General features: G+C 48.9%; 18 protein-coding genes and 1 pseudogene. 3 read left to right on the plus strand and 16 right to left on the minus strand.

Going from position 1 to position 14,331, the window contains the following annotated elements:
• The first annotated feature begins 89 nt into the window (after positions 1 to 89).
• Positions 90 to 1,322 carry an ABC transporter substrate-binding protein gene (locus PV407_RS21280; protein WP_332092003.1) on the plus strand — a complete coding sequence of 411 codons (1,233 nt, stop codon included), beginning with the start codon at positions 90 to 92 and terminating at the stop codon, positions 1,320 to 1,322.
• 122 nt (positions 1,323 to 1,444) lie between these two features.
• On the opposite strand, the gene PV407_RS21285 is transcribed toward PV407_RS21280, so the two are convergent.
• The 7 genes from PV407_RS21285 to PV407_RS21315 form a co-directional block, all read right to left on the minus strand.
• The gene (locus PV407_RS21285; RefSeq protein WP_332092004.1) at positions 1,445 to 2,278 is read right to left on the minus strand and encodes a Cof-type HAD-IIB family hydrolase; all 834 of its coding nucleotides are present in this window, start codon (positions 2,276 to 2,278) and stop codon (positions 1,445 to 1,447) included.
• Between the two features lie 78 nt (positions 2,279 to 2,356).
• Positions 2,357 to 2,527 carry a hypothetical protein gene (locus tag PV407_RS21290; protein WP_332092005.1) on the minus strand — a complete coding sequence of 57 codons (171 nt, stop codon included), beginning with the start codon at positions 2,525 to 2,527 and terminating at the stop codon, positions 2,357 to 2,359.
• Positions 2,528 to 2,892: 365 nt separating this feature from the next.
• Positions 2,893 to 3,828 (minus strand): DUF4850 domain-containing protein, encoded by a 936-nt coding sequence (locus PV407_RS21295; RefSeq protein ID WP_332092006.1) that lies wholly within the window; start codon positions 3,826 to 3,828, stop codon positions 2,893 to 2,895.
• Between the two features lie 31 nt (positions 3,829 to 3,859).
• Positions 3,860 to 4,366 carry a GNAT family N-acetyltransferase gene (locus PV407_RS21300; RefSeq protein WP_332092007.1) on the minus strand — a complete coding sequence of 169 codons (507 nt, stop codon included), beginning with the start codon at positions 4,364 to 4,366 and terminating at the stop codon, positions 3,860 to 3,862.
• 215 nt (positions 4,367 to 4,581) lie between these two features.
• The gene (locus PV407_RS21305) at positions 4,582 to 4,953 is read right to left on the minus strand and encodes an NUDIX domain-containing protein (RefSeq protein ID WP_332092008.1); all 372 of its coding nucleotides are present in this window, start codon (positions 4,951 to 4,953) and stop codon (positions 4,582 to 4,584) included.
• 119 nt (positions 4,954 to 5,072) lie between these two features.
• Positions 5,073 to 5,765 carry a DUF2268 domain-containing putative Zn-dependent protease gene (locus tag PV407_RS21310; RefSeq protein WP_332092009.1) on the minus strand — a complete coding sequence of 231 codons (693 nt, stop codon included), beginning with the start codon at positions 5,763 to 5,765 and terminating at the stop codon, positions 5,073 to 5,075.
• A 1-nt stretch (position 5,766) separates the two neighbouring features.
• On the minus strand, positions 5,767 to 6,192 hold the full coding sequence (locus PV407_RS21315; RefSeq protein WP_442951691.1) for an IS1634 family transposase: 426 nt from the start codon (positions 6,190 to 6,192) through the stop codon (positions 5,767 to 5,769).
• Between the two features lie 60 nt (positions 6,193 to 6,252).
• Between PV407_RS21315 and PV407_RS21320 the strand changes: the two genes are divergently transcribed.
• Complete coding sequence (locus PV407_RS21320; RefSeq protein WP_332092010.1) at positions 6,253 to 6,630, plus strand: immunity 22 family protein; 378 nt, start codon at positions 6,253 to 6,255, stop codon at positions 6,628 to 6,630.
• 177 nt (positions 6,631 to 6,807) lie between these two features.
• On the opposite strand, the pseudogene PV407_RS21325 reads toward PV407_RS21320, so the two are convergent.
• The 9 genes and pseudogenes from PV407_RS21325 to PV407_RS21365 form a co-directional block, all read right to left on the minus strand.
• A pseudogene (locus PV407_RS21325) lies at positions 6,808 to 7,209 on the minus strand (SDR family oxidoreductase); the annotation flags it as partial.
• A 34-nt stretch (positions 7,210 to 7,243) separates the two neighbouring features.
• Complete coding sequence (locus tag PV407_RS21330) at positions 7,244 to 7,768, minus strand: hypothetical protein (RefSeq protein WP_332092011.1); 525 nt, start codon at positions 7,766 to 7,768, stop codon at positions 7,244 to 7,246.
• Positions 7,769 to 7,792: 24 nt separating this feature from the next.
• Positions 7,793 to 8,068, minus strand: a complete 276-nt coding sequence (locus PV407_RS21335; protein WP_332092012.1) for a MerR family transcriptional regulator — start codon at positions 8,066 to 8,068, stop codon at positions 7,793 to 7,795.
• A 131-nt stretch (positions 8,069 to 8,199) separates the two neighbouring features.
• Positions 8,200 to 9,528 carry an Ig-like domain-containing protein gene (locus PV407_RS21340; protein ID WP_332092013.1) on the minus strand — a complete coding sequence of 443 codons (1,329 nt, stop codon included), beginning with the start codon at positions 9,526 to 9,528 and terminating at the stop codon, positions 8,200 to 8,202.
• 517 nt (positions 9,529 to 10,045) lie between these two features.
• Positions 10,046 to 10,504, minus strand: coding sequence for a GyrI-like domain-containing protein (locus tag PV407_RS29630; RefSeq protein ID WP_442951692.1), 459 nt, complete (start codon positions 10,502 to 10,504; stop codon positions 10,046 to 10,048).
• A 102-nt stretch (positions 10,505 to 10,606) separates the two neighbouring features.
• Positions 10,607 to 11,056, minus strand: a complete 450-nt coding sequence (locus PV407_RS21350; protein ID WP_332092014.1) for a VOC family protein — start codon at positions 11,054 to 11,056, stop codon at positions 10,607 to 10,609.
• Positions 11,057 to 11,147: 91 nt separating this feature from the next.
• The gene (locus PV407_RS21355) at positions 11,148 to 11,564 is read right to left on the minus strand and encodes a YciI family protein (protein ID WP_332092015.1); all 417 of its coding nucleotides are present in this window, start codon (positions 11,562 to 11,564) and stop codon (positions 11,148 to 11,150) included.
• A 106-nt stretch (positions 11,565 to 11,670) separates the two neighbouring features.
• Positions 11,671 to 12,930 carry an RNA polymerase sigma factor gene (locus PV407_RS21360; protein ID WP_332092016.1) on the minus strand — a complete coding sequence of 420 codons (1,260 nt, stop codon included), beginning with the start codon at positions 12,928 to 12,930 and terminating at the stop codon, positions 11,671 to 11,673.
• Entirely contained in the window at positions 12,927 to 13,340 is a 414-nt protein-coding gene (locus PV407_RS21365) for a YciI family protein (protein ID WP_332092017.1), read from the minus strand. The genes PV407_RS21360 and PV407_RS21365 overlap by 4 nt, the downstream gene beginning before the upstream one ends.
• A 552-nt stretch (positions 13,341 to 13,892) precedes the next feature.
• On the opposite strand from PV407_RS21365, the gene PV407_RS21370 reads away from it, so the two are divergent.
• Positions 13,893 to 14,318 (plus strand): hypothetical protein, encoded by a 426-nt coding sequence (locus PV407_RS21370; RefSeq protein WP_332092018.1) that lies wholly within the window; start codon positions 13,893 to 13,895, stop codon positions 14,316 to 14,318.
• Positions 14,319 to 14,331: the final 13 nt, after the last annotated feature.

Genomic DNA, 14,331 nt, shown 5'->3' on the forward strand with positions numbered 1-14,331 from the left:
GCGGAATGAGGGGACATGCGTTGAAGTCGATTCTTGCTTGGATCGGGTCCGCCGCTCTTCTTTTGCCCATAGCGGGATGCGACCTTGCAATGAAAAAGCTGGAGCCTGCTGTTAAAACCGTAACGCTGTTCTCCGATGGAGCCAGCGATGAGCAGAAATTATTATGGGACAAAGCCAAACGGCTGTTCGAGGCCAAACAACCGGGCGTTACGATAGCTTATACTTATTTTAACTCCGGCGGCAATGCATTCTCGAGTGCCGCTTATCGGAAAGGAATCGAAGATTTGATCCAAAAAGGGGAGCCGCCCGATCTGGTTGCCGGGAATCCTGCTTTTTTTACCGGTACCGAAAGTCAACGGCAGGGCTTCTTTTCAGATCTTGGTTTCATTGCCAAGGGGAGCGGCGTTTCCTTAACCGATTATTTCGATCGATCATTGTTGAACAGTTTTAGCCAAGGAAGCAAGCTGCTTGCCCTGCCAACTGCCGTCAGCCCGATGATTGTCATGTATAACAAGTCTGTTTTCCAGAAGGCCGGGCTTGCCGAACCGAAACTAGATTGGACGTGGGAAGAACTGGCGGAAGCCGCCGAACGGATCGGCCATTTGGACGGAGGACAGCAAAGTAAAACGGTTTTCCCGGTTCAATTAGGAACCATGTCGACACTCTTTCTGGGCAATGGCGGAAGCGTGGTTTCACCTGACGGAACTGTGTTTACTGGTTACTTGGACGGCAAACCGACGGTCGAAGCGATTGAATGGTACGCCAAACAAGTGAAGCAAGGGCTGTTCGATACGGTCCAGGATAAGAACACGCTGAAGCAGCTGGAAAATGGGGAAGTAGGGCTCTTTGTGACTCATTACAGCCAAACCTTTTTACTGTCGCCCGCGAACAGGGAGCGGGTAGGGGTCGCAGTTGCCTCTTCTTTTTCCAAAAAAGATCGTGCCGTTTTGGGCAATTTCGCGGGCATCGGAATTTTGCAGAAGTCGAGGAACCCTGAACTGGCCTGGGACTTTATGAAATACGTCATGATGGATGACAACGAAATTAGCGAGGAGTTTTTGCACAAATTTGGTTTTGGCGTCTCCAAAAAGGTAACGCCGTCCATAGAGCGGGACCCTTTCTACAGCGTTTTGCTTTCCTCCATTCCTTATCTCCGTAAAGACGCGCATCAAGCAAACGCCGACATCCTCAATGTGCAGACTGCGCTTCGAAAAAATCTGGAATGGATTGTGATGAACAGCTCCGATTACCAGAAAAGCTTGAGCGATCTGGCGCAATTCATGGATGACGAATTTAAGAAATCTGGGCTCGCGGGAAAATGATCGATAATAAAGCCCATACTTCCGGCAAAATAAAAAGCGGAGGTCGATTCCGAAAGATCGCGCGACCTCCTGATCCGATCCGTGAGGTAGCGCCGCTAACGCTCCAGCGGGACCATCTCCCGTTATTCAACTATCTTAGGTAAATCATTATCGGCAAGTAAGGACACCGTAAATTTCTCAAGTGCAACAGCAACACCATCCTTATCATTGGATAAGGTTACGTGCTTTGCACAATGTTTCAGCTCAATTATCGCGTTTCCCATTGCGACCGGAAATCCGCACATATGGAATAAGCCTAAATCGTTAAAATCATCCCCGAATACCATTACATTTTCCGATTTCACTCCGATATCGCTTAACAACCATTGCACGGCTTTTTCCTTTGAGGCTGATTTATGCATGATTTGAACCAATACTCCTTCATCGGTTGCGAGCACGTTCACATGGTCACCGAATTGCTCGAATATATCCTTCCATGTGCTGCAACCTAGAACCAATATTTTGGTCGGGGACAGTGAACTAATAAAATCTTTATCAACAACCTGGGGCTTCGGGTCATTCGAGCGAATACCTAATCGGGCACATTGGGAGTCAGGAACCGGTCTAGACGTATACCATGAATCATTAACCTCGTATGAGATTATCGATTGAGGTACTCGTAACTCGATGAATTTGGTAATCTGTTGGCTAATTTCCATAGGGATACTAATGTGCCGCTCATTTTGCTTAGATTTGCATGCAATTAAAGCACCGTTGTAATAAACCATGTAGTCTACAAAAGGGAACTTCTTCAAAAATTGATTAGCCGCTCTAGGCGGCCGCGCCGTGGCAATAATAATATGAATACCAGAATCAAAACATCTTTTAACCGCCCGATAATTCCTGGGAGATATCGATTTATCGCTACCGAGCAAGGTTCCGTCCAAGTCCAGTACAATTGCCTGAATATCAGACATCCAGATCCTCCCCACAAAAAAAGCTAAATTGGCAAAATCATACTGCTTCATGAAGGTGTCGTCAACAGTAAAGTCGTATCATTCTGTCTGTTGCGTCAATAAACGAAAAGGAGCTTGCCGCACGGCAAAATTAAATATCCCCATCTTCAGATGATCAACGGAAAGATAGGGAACTTTATATTTTTCAAGTAAATTTTGAGCCATAAATGTTTTACCGGTTTGACTGTTGCCGCCTATTAAAATTACCAAATAATCCACCCCTTGTATTAACCGGTAGTCGAATCATCTACCTGTTTCTGCATGGTAAAATTCCATATACGTAAATTGGCTTGCTTCGATCGGAACTTTTTTTTCCCAGCTTTGTCTGAAAAAAATGTTTTCTCGATATGTTGTGTAGTGTATAGCGAATTCTCTATGGTTAGCTTTTACTATCTCAAACTCTTCATCTAGAATGTATTGTGAACCAATTGACATTTCCTGCCCCTTAACTCATGACCTTATTTCAACGCTTGCTTCCAGGCCGCCGATCGATCCGACGGCAGCCTCATGATTGAGCTCTTGTAACCGTTACGTTAATGATCTTTCATCAGCAGCTTGAAGAGGGGGAACCCGGCTTATTTCAAGGAATCGGGGTGCAGCGCCACAAACAGATTCAATATTGCGGTTGCCGTCGCCTTGGCCGAGGCCGGCAGTTGAATTTCCTCGGAACGGAATACACCGCTCCCGCCGCCATGCTCCTGATAAGCAACACCGTGAAGAGCGTATCTGCGCTTCTCCGTCTGCTTGCGGTAAGCCGCTAGATTCGGTGTGAGCATGGTCCGTTCGATGATCTCGGGCCGCGGGCTCACTTCATATCCCTGTTCCTCCGCCCATGCTTTCAGTTTCGGAAAATAAGCGCCGATATTCGGAATAAGGCAGCCCTGGCAGCCTCCCTGATCAAAGTAATCGATGAATTGCTCGGGGTCGTCCGGATGAACCAGACGAATGCCATGAGACCCATTGGCACCGACATCAGCCGATAACAAGTTCCAATCCTTGGGTGCCAATAGCAGTACGCCATGCTCGTTATCCCCCAAATTCATCCAGTAAGCGGCCAACGACTTGCGAAGCCCTGAAGGAATCACGTAGGATTCGACCTTGATCGGCTTTTGCGGGGCAAGCGTGGGCGGGCCATTGGGGCCATCGAGTCCATAATTTGCCCGGATGCAGCGCAGAGGTAGCCGGACCGTCTGAGCCCCCTTGCCAAATTCGGAAGTTCCGCAGAGCTCCAATCGATTCGGTTGCGGTTCAAGATCAGACGTCGAACGGTCCGACACGGACGGCGAAGGTTCGGCCACCGGCTCATCGGACGGCGGTGTTTGAGGTGCGGTAATTGACACATCGACTGGTAGGGTCAGCTGCGATGCAAGCGACCCGCCTTTTTCCGTCGTATCCGAAGTCCTGGGTGCTGTTGTCGTTGCTGCCGGGCCAGTCTCATCGCTGCACGCGGTAATCACGGCCAAGATCAGAAGTCCGAAGAACATTATGATGATTTTAAGTTGAGACTTCATTTCATGTTAATCTCCTGTTTATTAGAATCTGTCAGCGAAGCCGCCGAATAGCTTTCGTTCCCCTATCGGGAATCGTTAAGATGAATTTTTGCCGAGAACCTCCCTCGGGACCATTTGGGACTAACTCGTTCGAGGGGATAAACCCGAACTTTTGATACAGGCTTCTTGCGGCTTTACCGTCAGGGATATCGTCCCCAAAGGTTATAACTGACACTTCTGAAGAAGGCCGAACTAGACTTAGTACGTGATTAAGCAATACCGTTGCCACGCCCCTCCCCCTCGATTGGGATGAAACCGACAGCCACCCTATTTTGTAGAACGGTGCATTTGAAGAGGAAAACAACACGCCGCCAAGTAAGTTTGAACCTGGTGAACCGTTATTCTCTCGTACACAATAAGCAGAACCTCTATTTATATTTTTCTCTAATGCGTCAATAAAATGGGGGTTATCCAACATGGGACCAAATAGGTACTCTACTTCTGCGGCTAGTTCTAACCATCCCTGTATGTCTTCCTTTGTTGCGTTCACGACATCCATCGTTTTACTCCCTTCAAGCACTCAACCATTACCTAATATTACCACACATTCCTGCCCGTTTGGTGAGCGAGGTAGCCGATCGATTCGCATGCTGCCCCGTGCCCGTAGTGCAGCCGCGGGCAGTAAGCAATTTACTCTTCATCGTAATTTTTTCTTACTACGATATGCGACACAGACTCAACTCTTTCACTGATATAATCCAGTATTCCCTCGGGTTATAAAGGTCTCTGTTTCAATTGACCCACAGTACGCCAAGTTAATTTAATGCCTTCATGTTCGCTGTGACTTATTGAATCCGAGACGTGCGTGTCATCAATGGAACCCCAGTGCAAAATCGTGCAATCATGCCTCTTTCTCCCGTCAAATTCAACAATGCTTTCGTTCAGGCATGCAAGCGTACCAATTTCCGATTGCAAGTTGAATTCTTCAACCAACTCTCTTTTAATGGCCTCAGCGGCAGTTTCTCCAAATTCAACGCCACCGCCGGGAAAGCGATAAAACGACTCTTCGCTGTCACATTGGACCAATACAGCTGAACCGTCCTTACGAACGATAATTCCCTCGGCTCTTAGTAAGGGTCGATTCAAAGTAATCCCCCCCGTTTCGACAAGAAAATAGTTACGTTCTTTTTTGTATTGGCGGCATCCTGAACTTGAACATCGTTTATCGTATAAATGGATACCCGCTATTCCAAAAGAGTTCTTCATTAGACATCGAGTGCCTCAATAATAGAAATATTGTGCGCAGCAACATAGTTTCTTACAATTTTTGCCGCAATTTCATATGCCTGCTTGGTCATATACTTCATGTAGGCGTCCATCCCTACAGCATCAAAGTCCGTTGTCGCCCAAAATTGTGCTTCACTTTCTTCGGAAACTTCATGAGGAGGAAATGCCGGATGCGCATATAATGACTCACTCAATACTATAGCCAATCCTTCAAACACTAAATAATCCCGCATGCTATACGGTATCGCCTCGCCAAAGCCGTGTGCTGTTGCCTGAGGTTTTTGAACCATACGCACGGTATGACTGTATTCATGTGCAATGTTTCGTTTTAGCCGCCAAGGGGCCAGTTCATCGCATCGTATACAAAGGAGGATTTTACCAGGGGCGAAACAAGCTCCTCCTCCTTTTGATTCGATCGCAGGGAAAATATGAACAGTAATGTCTTCAACGGGGGATGGCAATAGTCGGATTACGTGATTAACGGTATCGTACGCCATTTGGGTTATGTCTATATCAATAAGTTTTTGAAACGACTGATCGCGATTAGGATCTTTAACAAAAGGCTTGATCGCGTTTTTAATACTGCCTTGTATCATCCATCGGAATGGTTCGTTAGCGGAAAGTTCCTCGGATAATTCATCCAAGTATTTCGATAAAGTCGCCTCATCCATATTAATGAATTTCGGAATGTAGTTTTGAATATTTATAGACGTTGAAACCACCACCTTCTTTGTGGAAAATAACCGAAACAATGGCCAACTGTTCTTCGGTCAGTTCCGTGCATTGCTGCACGTTCCCATCCGCCGACTTGTACTCCACGAGATGGAGTCGCTGGAGCTGTTCTCGCACCTCGCGCCATGTGCGGCCGGTTTGGTTCTCGACGACACGGATCAGCATGAGCGCCAGCCAGCATAACATCACATGAGCGCGGATGCGGTCTTCCTTGCGATGGTAGACGGGACGAAGCTCCAACGATTGCTTAAGCGTCCGGAAGGCGGCTTCCACCTTTAGCAGTTGCTTGTATATGATTATTGTGGAACTTATGTTATAGTCCTCTCTGTTTTTACTTACCAAACTAACGGGAGGATAGTTGAACAAATAAAAGAAGTATTACTAAGAACAAAATTTAAATAGCTAGATTTTGGGAGGTATCGCTTTATGGAACAAGAAGGATATGTATCTTTATGGGTAGGTAAATTTAAATCGAATAAAGACCTTCAAGATTATCTTTCAATTGCTTACACTGAAGATGGAGATGCTATACCATCAAGATTTGAACAGGACTTTAGCATCGATTATTATGACGAGGATTTCAGGGAAGCTGAATATTTTGATGGAGAATTAAACCATTTTCCAATGCTATTAGAAGGCTGTTCATACGATGATATCGTTATTCCAAATTTTGTGAAAACACAAGGAGAAACTTTAAATTATAGCGTTAATAGCATTATTTTACTTTACAATTTTCGATACAGTGAAAAGATACATAATCATTTGAGCCACGTTAAATACATAGGAAATGTTAAGTATAAATAGCCAGATTTTAAAACTTTAGGTTATCTTAATATGTCTGGGCGATCTACATTCATCATACAAGCCTGCCCGTTAAATGAGCGAGGCCGCCGTATCGTTGCAATATAATTAGAAATCGAAGCTATCTGTAACGGCAAGTTTTTACGTCCACTATGTGCAGGTACCTGTTCCGAACCCAGCTTACAGATGCGATCCGCCGGTCGCATCCAACATTTGTCCCGTTACCCAACGGCCGTCCGGTGACGCGACGAAGGCAACGATGTCCGCGATATCTGAAGGTTCTCCGATACGTCCAAGCGCGGACATCCCTTCGGCAAATTTACGACCTTCGGGCGTGGGCAGCCACGACGCGTTAACGTCAGTATCGACGATGCCAGGCATGACTGCATTCACGGTGATACCCCGCGGACCCAGAAGCTGAGCCAGGTGCAAGGTGAATGTATTGAGGGCGCCTTTTGTCAGGTTGTAGGTCATGATATGCGGATAGGCAATACGTGTCACTCCGGACGAGATATTGATAATGCGACCGCCGTCCCGCAGGCGTCCGAGCGATTGCTGAACGAGAAAAAACGGCGCCTTGACATAGGGGAGGGTCAAGTGGATCTCGAAACCTGTTTCAAGCCCGTTCGATCGGCACGATCGCCTCCGCCAATCGCATCCGGCCGTACATATCATTGTCCGACGTTAGGTACACTTCCCGGACCGGGATCGTTTCGAGCGGCCGGTAGCCCTCGTCAGCCATCCATGCCCGCAGCGCTTCGCTCGCCTTGCAATTGTTTTTATACGGGTCGCATCGATGAGTATAACAGGCAGCTTCCTTCACGCCGGGCAATTGATGAATCTTCACCCTGCGGCTGTGAGGGATCGCTTTCGATACAGGTATAGCGACCTCAATGTCCGAAGGCTCTTCGTCGCAATCTGCTCTGCTGTGCCATACGATTGTCAGCTCGCGATCCGACTCTTCGCCCTGCGAGCGGACATACTGCTTCAGTTCGTCGAGCAGTAGACAAAGTTGGCCTGTCGGCAAAATCTCGCGGACGGAAGCGACAAGAACAGGCTCCACGCATCGCACCGAGATCTTCCCTTCCTCTGCAGCCGCCGCATGCCGTTCGATCCGCGCGAGCCGCTTATCGACCTCCACAAGTTGCCGCTGAGCCTCTTGGATTTAACGCTCCAGTTCCTCCCGCTTCTCAAGCAACGTACGCTCCGCTAGCGTCAAAGAGGCCGGTCCGGTCAGCAGCGGCCGCATCATCTCCAGTGTCAAGCCTTGTTCCTTGAACCCCGCGATGCGCCGGATGGTTAGCAGCTGCTCCGCTGTATAAAAACGATATCCCGATTCTTCGTCCACTCGCGCAGGCTTTAACAAGCCCAGTTCATCATAATGGCGCAGCGTCTTCACCGTGACACCGCTCAGTTTAGCGAATGCCCCAATCTTGAACATCGAGATCGTCTCCTTTTCGATCTGCACGGTTCCCCTATTTAGTCGGTATCCTATCAATCAGCCGCGACTTTGCCAATAGTTGAAAAGAAAAACCGCGATTGGAGAAGAAATTCAGCCAACCGTTTTAGAGCCTATACAATTTTTTCATTGTCGCGAGTCTTCCAATACTTTACGTCTTGAAAAAAACAAGTTCCAAAACATACATGTAACCCTAAAGATCCGCTTGAATAGGAACTGTCGATAACATCGATGAATGCCATTCCGTCAAGGTAGACGCTAATATGGTCTCCGTCAGCGACAACCTTTAAGCGATACTCAGTGCGTTTTTGAATATCAATAGGTTTTTCGGTAATCACGCGATGCGGAGTCCAGAGCTTTATCGAGCCGCCGGGAGATATGGATACGCAATAAAAGTGCTCCGCATCGGAAGAGGCTCTGAAAACAAGGCCTGCGGCGACAGCAGATTCGATACTCATGTCACACTCATAAATAACATGATCCGCCTCTGCGGAGGATAACATATAACAATTGTCCCAGCCGTCTCCAACAAGCCCGTTCTCTACCTCCCATTTTCCGCTTACGGCCTGAAGCTGTTCGAGATTGGTTCGGAACTCGGGAATAAAGCTTTTGACGTGATAAAGGGCGGAATAAGTACCATTCTCAATCTCGCCTCGAATGGTCGTATTTCCTTGATCAATGGCTGTTATAGTCAAGTTCCCCTCCGCACAATCCGTAATCTTTACCAGGTCATTATTTGCGGTCCATGTGATTTTGCAATCTTTCGCCGACTTCGGGAATATGGAGTATTGGAGCGTACAAGTTTGGCCTGGATTCAATTTAACGATCGGTGCGCTTGGACCAATGCCGGACACACGGCCCTCTTTGACGACGGGATCATGGATTAGTAAAGCAAGCGGTTTGTCGCTTTGATTATCGCGACCCCACTCTGTAACGTGAAATTCTTTTACCGTCACGACAGATCCAAATGCGGAAGCTACGCCGACGGTGCATGCTGGACTGCTGCCGGGATCATTTTTCTTCAGTTCCTTCATATAAGGTTCGTTTTCGCTAAACAACCTCACCTCCCCATCGACCTGAAGCAGCATATACGTTTCGGCCATGATCCAGCGAATATGGATGAACTGATTGGTCGGGATAAGACCTTGTTCGATTGCCCCGTATGGGTTGCCTGTAAGAGGATCATGTACGTGCAGCTCCTCCGGATTGCATTCCCAGTTCAATATGATTTGGCCTTTTCCGCACTTCAGGCGAATATTCGTAGAGTCTGTTCTCGCAATCAAATCCATTTTCAGAGGAATTCGCATCTGTTCCGGATAGGTCGCGATTGCTTCAAGATGTTCCGAAGATGTTAGGGTTACGAAGCCATCGTCCGTTCTGGACAAGATTGCATCTCCTGTCGGAATAAGCTTATCCAAGTTACTTTGTTGAGTGGTTTTCATTGTCAATCCTCCAATAAAGTCTGAAATCGATCTAGAATCCATATCCAACTGTTTTGTTCAATAATAATCGTAAACGAACATGGTAAGCAACCGTTTAGTAACATCAAGACCAAGAGATGCGAATAAGTTTACATTCCAGCTGAGGGTACGGAAATATTTTGGGTACTCCTTGCCTTTTTCCAATTATGCAAGATCAGAGGGCATATTTTCAGTAAGGCACATAGGTTCCGCAATTCCAATATAATGAGCCGGGGCGAGTTACCCGAACCTGGTCCCAAAGGTCTTGGATTTTCGATTTCTAAAAATGGATTTGCCGGTTTTAATTCATCGTTCAATTTATTACCTCTCTCAGATTGAAGGGGAATCACGTGTTTATAGGGCAATTAACGCTATCCCCTCGAATACGATGCGCCCCGGTACTGTTATTTTTAACATAGACATCGCCTCCTTTTGTAACAAATGATAATAACAACCAAATACTAGATGCTCCCGGTCACATTTAACAGCGAGATTTTTTCTATACCCAAACGTTACCCGTTGTGACATTTCTCTGAGCGAGGCAATCGCTTCGACCGCTGCCTTGTTTATGTCGCGCAACACCTGCATGTCCGTTCGAGCAAACGCGCATGAAAAAAGAAAAAGGACGCCCGCAACGTTGCGGGCGTTCTCCTTCGATACCGGCGTTACACATGCGTGCCGCATGGAGCGGAAAGGTTATTTTTTTAACCGGAATCCAAATTTCCCCCTGCCGATGCCCTGCCATTCTGTAATACATTTCGAAGCTAGGGGCTTCGGCCTGTTCGTACTCAGATGTCGGAAACCACTCGGAATAAATTCGTACCCATAGTTTTTGCAAATCACATTGCGGATCCGGGAAAATAGCCCATGTTAATGCCGGGACGGAAAGTTTTGTAAAACTGTCCGGAGTTTCCATCAACGAGAAGGCCGCTTTGACGGGCTTGATAAAAGGCTTCAAAAAACCGAACCCAGCAAAAAACCGGCCAGGCGGCCGGTTCTATCTGCATCGCGGGGTCGTTCACCCGGCGGTTCATATGGTTTCTCTCGGGACAGCAAAGCTTTACTGTTTTACAATTTGCCACGTGACGCCATAGCGGTCCACGACTTCTCCGTAGTAGGCGCCCCATGGCTGCCGTTCGAACGGGAACTGGATCGTTCCTTCCTCGCCGAGCTTCGCATAGGCATTACGAGCTTCCGCTTCGTCGTCGAAGGCTAGGGAAAGGCTCATATTCCGGCTGCCTTCCGCAGGTTGGAACGAGTCGGACAGAAATAACGTATTTTCTCCGGCCACCGTGAGGACCAAATGCATGACTTTATCTTTGGCCGCTTCGGGAGTCCCCGGAACTTCGCCCAGCGTTTTGACAAAATGAATTTCGCCGTTCAGCGCATTCTTGTAAAACTCCGCTTGCGTTCTTGCATCCTCCGACATCAAATAAGGAACCAATTTTGCCGCCATGTTCATCAACAACCTTTCAAGTTTTTTGGGGATCAGGCATTCGTTCAAATTCATAATGCTTGAAATCCGTTTTCACCTTAACGACGAATACCAAACGAAAGAATCGACAACCTTCCAAAAAATTTTCGAATTTTTTTTCGGATAGTTAAAAATGTTCCCGTAAATTCGTCTCCATGGCCATAAGGATAGGATCATGATAAGTTGCTGCCGGATCTGCCAGCTGGCGCAGCTCGATGGCGACTTCGCCGCGCCCCTTGGGAACGGGAAGCTTCAGCGCCCACTCCGTCGCTTCGTCCATGGAACGAGCATCCAGGATAAGAAAGCCTTCCATCAGGCCGCTCTCCGCGGCAAACGGTCCGGCTGCCACGTTGGCCCCGCCTCCGTTCGGCGGAAATGTGATCCTTAGCCCGCTCGAGCTTGGAAGCAGCGACTCGTCGGCGAGCAGTATCCCTGCATTGGCAAGGGACTTGGCATACGCCGCCCGACGGGCCGCGAAATCTTGATCATAGTTCACGCCCGCTTCCGAAAACGCCGTCGATTTGAACATCAGCAAAAATCTCATATAGCACGCTCCCTCGGGCAGGGATCGGATTGGCAGCATCCTGCCTTTAACCTGCCTCTACCCGAACGACGAATACGAGACCGCCGGATCGACAACCGGAAAACATTTACTTGGCTTTCATGCATTCGGATGCGCGTGCGAGCAGAAGATCCCGCTCGCGGCTGTTTCTCGTCAAGGAAGCCGCCCGTTCAAACTCAAGGCGCGCTTCTTCGAACCGATTCAATTTGTACAAAAGATCGCCGCGAATGCTGGGCAACAGATGATAGGCGGACAGCGACGCTTCTCGATTCAATTCGTCGACGATTTGAAGACCGTAAACCGGGCCGAAGGCCATGGATATCGCAACCGCACGGTTCAATTCTACGACCGGCGAAGGCATGACGCGCGACAAAGCTTCGTACAGGGCGGCGATTCGGACCCAATCTGTATCCGCAGGCGTCACCGCTTCCGCGTGGCAAGCGGCGATGGCTGCCTGAAGCGCATAAGGGCCGTACGGCTTCCCAAACTGCCGGCAGCGATGAAGGGATGCCAACCCGCGTCGGATCAGCAGTTGGTCCCACCTGGCCCGGTTTTGGTCCATGAGCAGGATCGGCTCTCCGTCCGCCCCGACCCGTGTCTTCAGCCGCGAAGATTGAATTTCCATCAAAGCCGCGAGCCCATGCACTTCGGGCTCGGCAGGCGCAATCTCCGCCAGCATGCGGCCGAGCCTCAGCGCTTCCCGGCAAAGAAGCGGCCGGACCCAATGTTCGCCCGCGGTTGCCGCATACCCTTCATTGAACATGAAATAGATGACTTCCAGAACCGCGGCCAAACGCTCCTTCAGCTCCTCGCCTGCGGGAACCTCGAAGGGGACCTTCTTGCCGCTAAGGGTACGCTTTGCCCGAACAATCCGCTGCGCAATCGTCGCTTCGGCCGCCAGAAACGCACGGGCGATCTCTTCCGTTGTAAGCCCGCATAACAACCTTAGTGTGAGCGCCACCCTTGCCTCCTGCGACAATACCGGATGACAGGTCATGAAGATGAGACGCAGGAGATCGTCACCGATCTCCCCGTCCATGTGGCGATCCATATCTTCTTCCGTATACAATTCGGCGCTTCGGGTCAGTTCTTCGTATTTTCGGTCGCGAAGCTTGTTTCTTCGCAGCAGATCGATGGCGCGGCGCTTCGCCGTCGTCATGAGCCATGCTCCCGGATTGTCGGGGATTCCCGACTCCGGCCAGCGCTCAAGCGCGATTACCAAGGCGTCTTGAGCCAGATCTTCCGCCAGCCCCACGTCTCGAACCATTCGCGTTAATCCGGCGATTACTTTCGGGGACTCGATCCGCCAAATGGCATCGATTGTCCGTCCTGTGTCGGAAATGCTCACAACCTAAACTGCCCCTTTATTTTTTCTTGTGTGGCTTCGTCCGAAGACAATTCTTCCGGATCAAAAATTTGCCTCAGTTCAATCTCGCCTTGCCCGCCCCCATGCGGATCGGGCATGCGCATCGCCCACTCGATTGCTTCTTCTCGCGACTTTACTTCGATCAGCGTAAATCCCGCAATGATTTCCTTGGCCTCCGTAAACGGGCCGTCCACCACTTTCGGCTTTCCGCCCGGCTCCGGGTACGAAATCCGAAAGCCGCCGGAGCTTGGCTGCAGACCGTCCGCGGCAAGCAGCACCCCCGCCCTCGCCAACTCCTCGTTATACCGCAGCATGGCGTCGAGCAGTTCCTGACTCGGCTTTACGCCCGCTTCCGAATCCGTTGTCGCTTTCACGATCATCATAAATCTCATGTTTAAGCTCCTCCTTATTTTTAGCGGACCTAATTTACGTTGTATTCAAACCGCTTTGGCAGGCCTCTATTTCAACAACGAATGAATACGAGACAAATCGACACATCTAACGGAAATTCGTTCAAAGTCAGGAACCCGCGCGCTGTTCTTTCAGCAACAAAAACAAAATTTCCAAGCATAAAATCACCCATTGACGATTGTTTCTACTATTTTACTGCATTCCGGATGTGCTTGAAATGTAATTAATCGCTTAACGGGCCTGTGAATTCGAATATGGGTCGGGCAGCATTCAGGGGAGCAGGCTCTGGCGGCCGCATCGGGCGCAAACACGCTTCTGTTCTAATGTCAAAGGGTGAGAGATGATCCCCGCTCCTTGCGAATCCGAACACACAAAAGGCGTAATCCGGAAGGATGAACGCTTGTTTTTTTCGGTTTAACCGGAGTACTATAAAATTTAGTGCTGGTAGGCGCTCTCCGGCCAGGATATCATGAAAAAAACGTCTATCCAGGAGCTTCGTTAAAAAAAGTATTAGGTGCGGGGAGCGAAACAGTATGGCTAAACGACTGCTGATGTACGGTTTGGTCAGCGTAATTAGTTATTTTACGGGGGTCGGCTGCTATTTGGGAGCGCTCCGGCTGTTTTATGATCAAGGAATGGGCAGCGATATGAAGTTGCTTTGGATTTGGATCGGCATTCCTTTCTTTTTCTTTCTCGTCCCCGTGTATGCCGCTATCCTGTTCGTTTTGCGGGCGATTCGCCGCTCGTCTTTTATTGTGCAAACCATCGCTTTTCTAATTCCCGGCTTTGTGGCGATGGGGGCCGCCGCCTTCCCGTTTGGTCTGGCTTTGCTGATGAATCCGCTCTCTAAGGAAGCATCTCTATTTTATTGCTGCTACGCCGCGACCGCAATCGTATTTTCCTGTGGCTCCTGGTATGCCGAAAAACGACTGGCCCAATCGGGACGGAAACGGTTCTGAGATCATGTCGTTT

Origin of the sequence: Paenibacillus sp. GYB003, assembly GCF_036577625.1 — a bacterium.
GTDB lineage: Bacteria > Bacillota > Bacilli > Paenibacillales > NBRC-103111 > Paenibacillus_AB.

Excerpts from the sequence above, each read along its gene's own strand:
- PV407_RS21335 (WP_332092012.1), bottom strand. The coding sequence starts at position 8,068 with ATGTTCAAGATTGGGGCATTCGCTAAACTGAGCGGTGTCACGGTGAAG.
- PV407_RS21350 (WP_332092014.1), bottom strand. The coding sequence starts at position 11,056 with ATGAATTTGAACGAATGCCTGATCCCCAAAAAACTTGAAAGGTTGTTG.
- PV407_RS21310 (WP_332092009.1), bottom strand. The coding sequence starts at position 5,765 with ATGGATGAGGCGACTTTATCGAAATACTTGGATGAATTATCCGAGGAA.
- PV407_RS21280 (WP_332092003.1), top strand. The coding sequence starts at position 90 with ATGAAAAAGCTGGAGCCTGCTGTTAAAACCGTAACGCTGTTCTCCGAT.
- PV407_RS21295 (WP_332092006.1), bottom strand. The coding sequence starts at position 3,828 with ATGAAGTCTCAACTTAAAATCATCATAATGTTCTTCGGACTTCTGATC.
- PV407_RS21340 (WP_332092013.1), bottom strand. The coding sequence starts at position 9,528 with ATGAAAACCACTCAACAAAGTAACTTGGATAAGCTTATTCCGACAGGA.
- PV407_RS21365 (WP_332092017.1), bottom strand. The coding sequence starts at position 13,340 with ATGAGATTTATGATGATCGTGAAAGCGACAACGGATTCGGAAGCGGGC.
- PV407_RS21285 (WP_332092004.1), bottom strand. The coding sequence starts at position 2,278 with ATGTCTGATATTCAGGCAATTGTACTGGACTTGGACGGAACCTTGCTC.
- PV407_RS21300 (WP_332092007.1), bottom strand. The coding sequence starts at position 4,366 with ATGGATGTCGTGAACGCAACAAAGGAAGACATACAGGGATGGTTAGAA.
- PV407_RS21320 (WP_332092010.1), top strand. The coding sequence starts at position 6,253 with ATGGAACAAGAAGGATATGTATCTTTATGGGTAGGTAAATTTAAATCG.
- PV407_RS21370 (WP_332092018.1), top strand. The coding sequence starts at position 13,893 with ATGGCTAAACGACTGCTGATGTACGGTTTGGTCAGCGTAATTAGTTAT.
- PV407_RS21355 (WP_332092015.1), bottom strand. The coding sequence starts at position 11,564 with ATGAGATTTTTGCTGATGTTCAAATCGACGGCGTTTTCGGAAGCGGGC.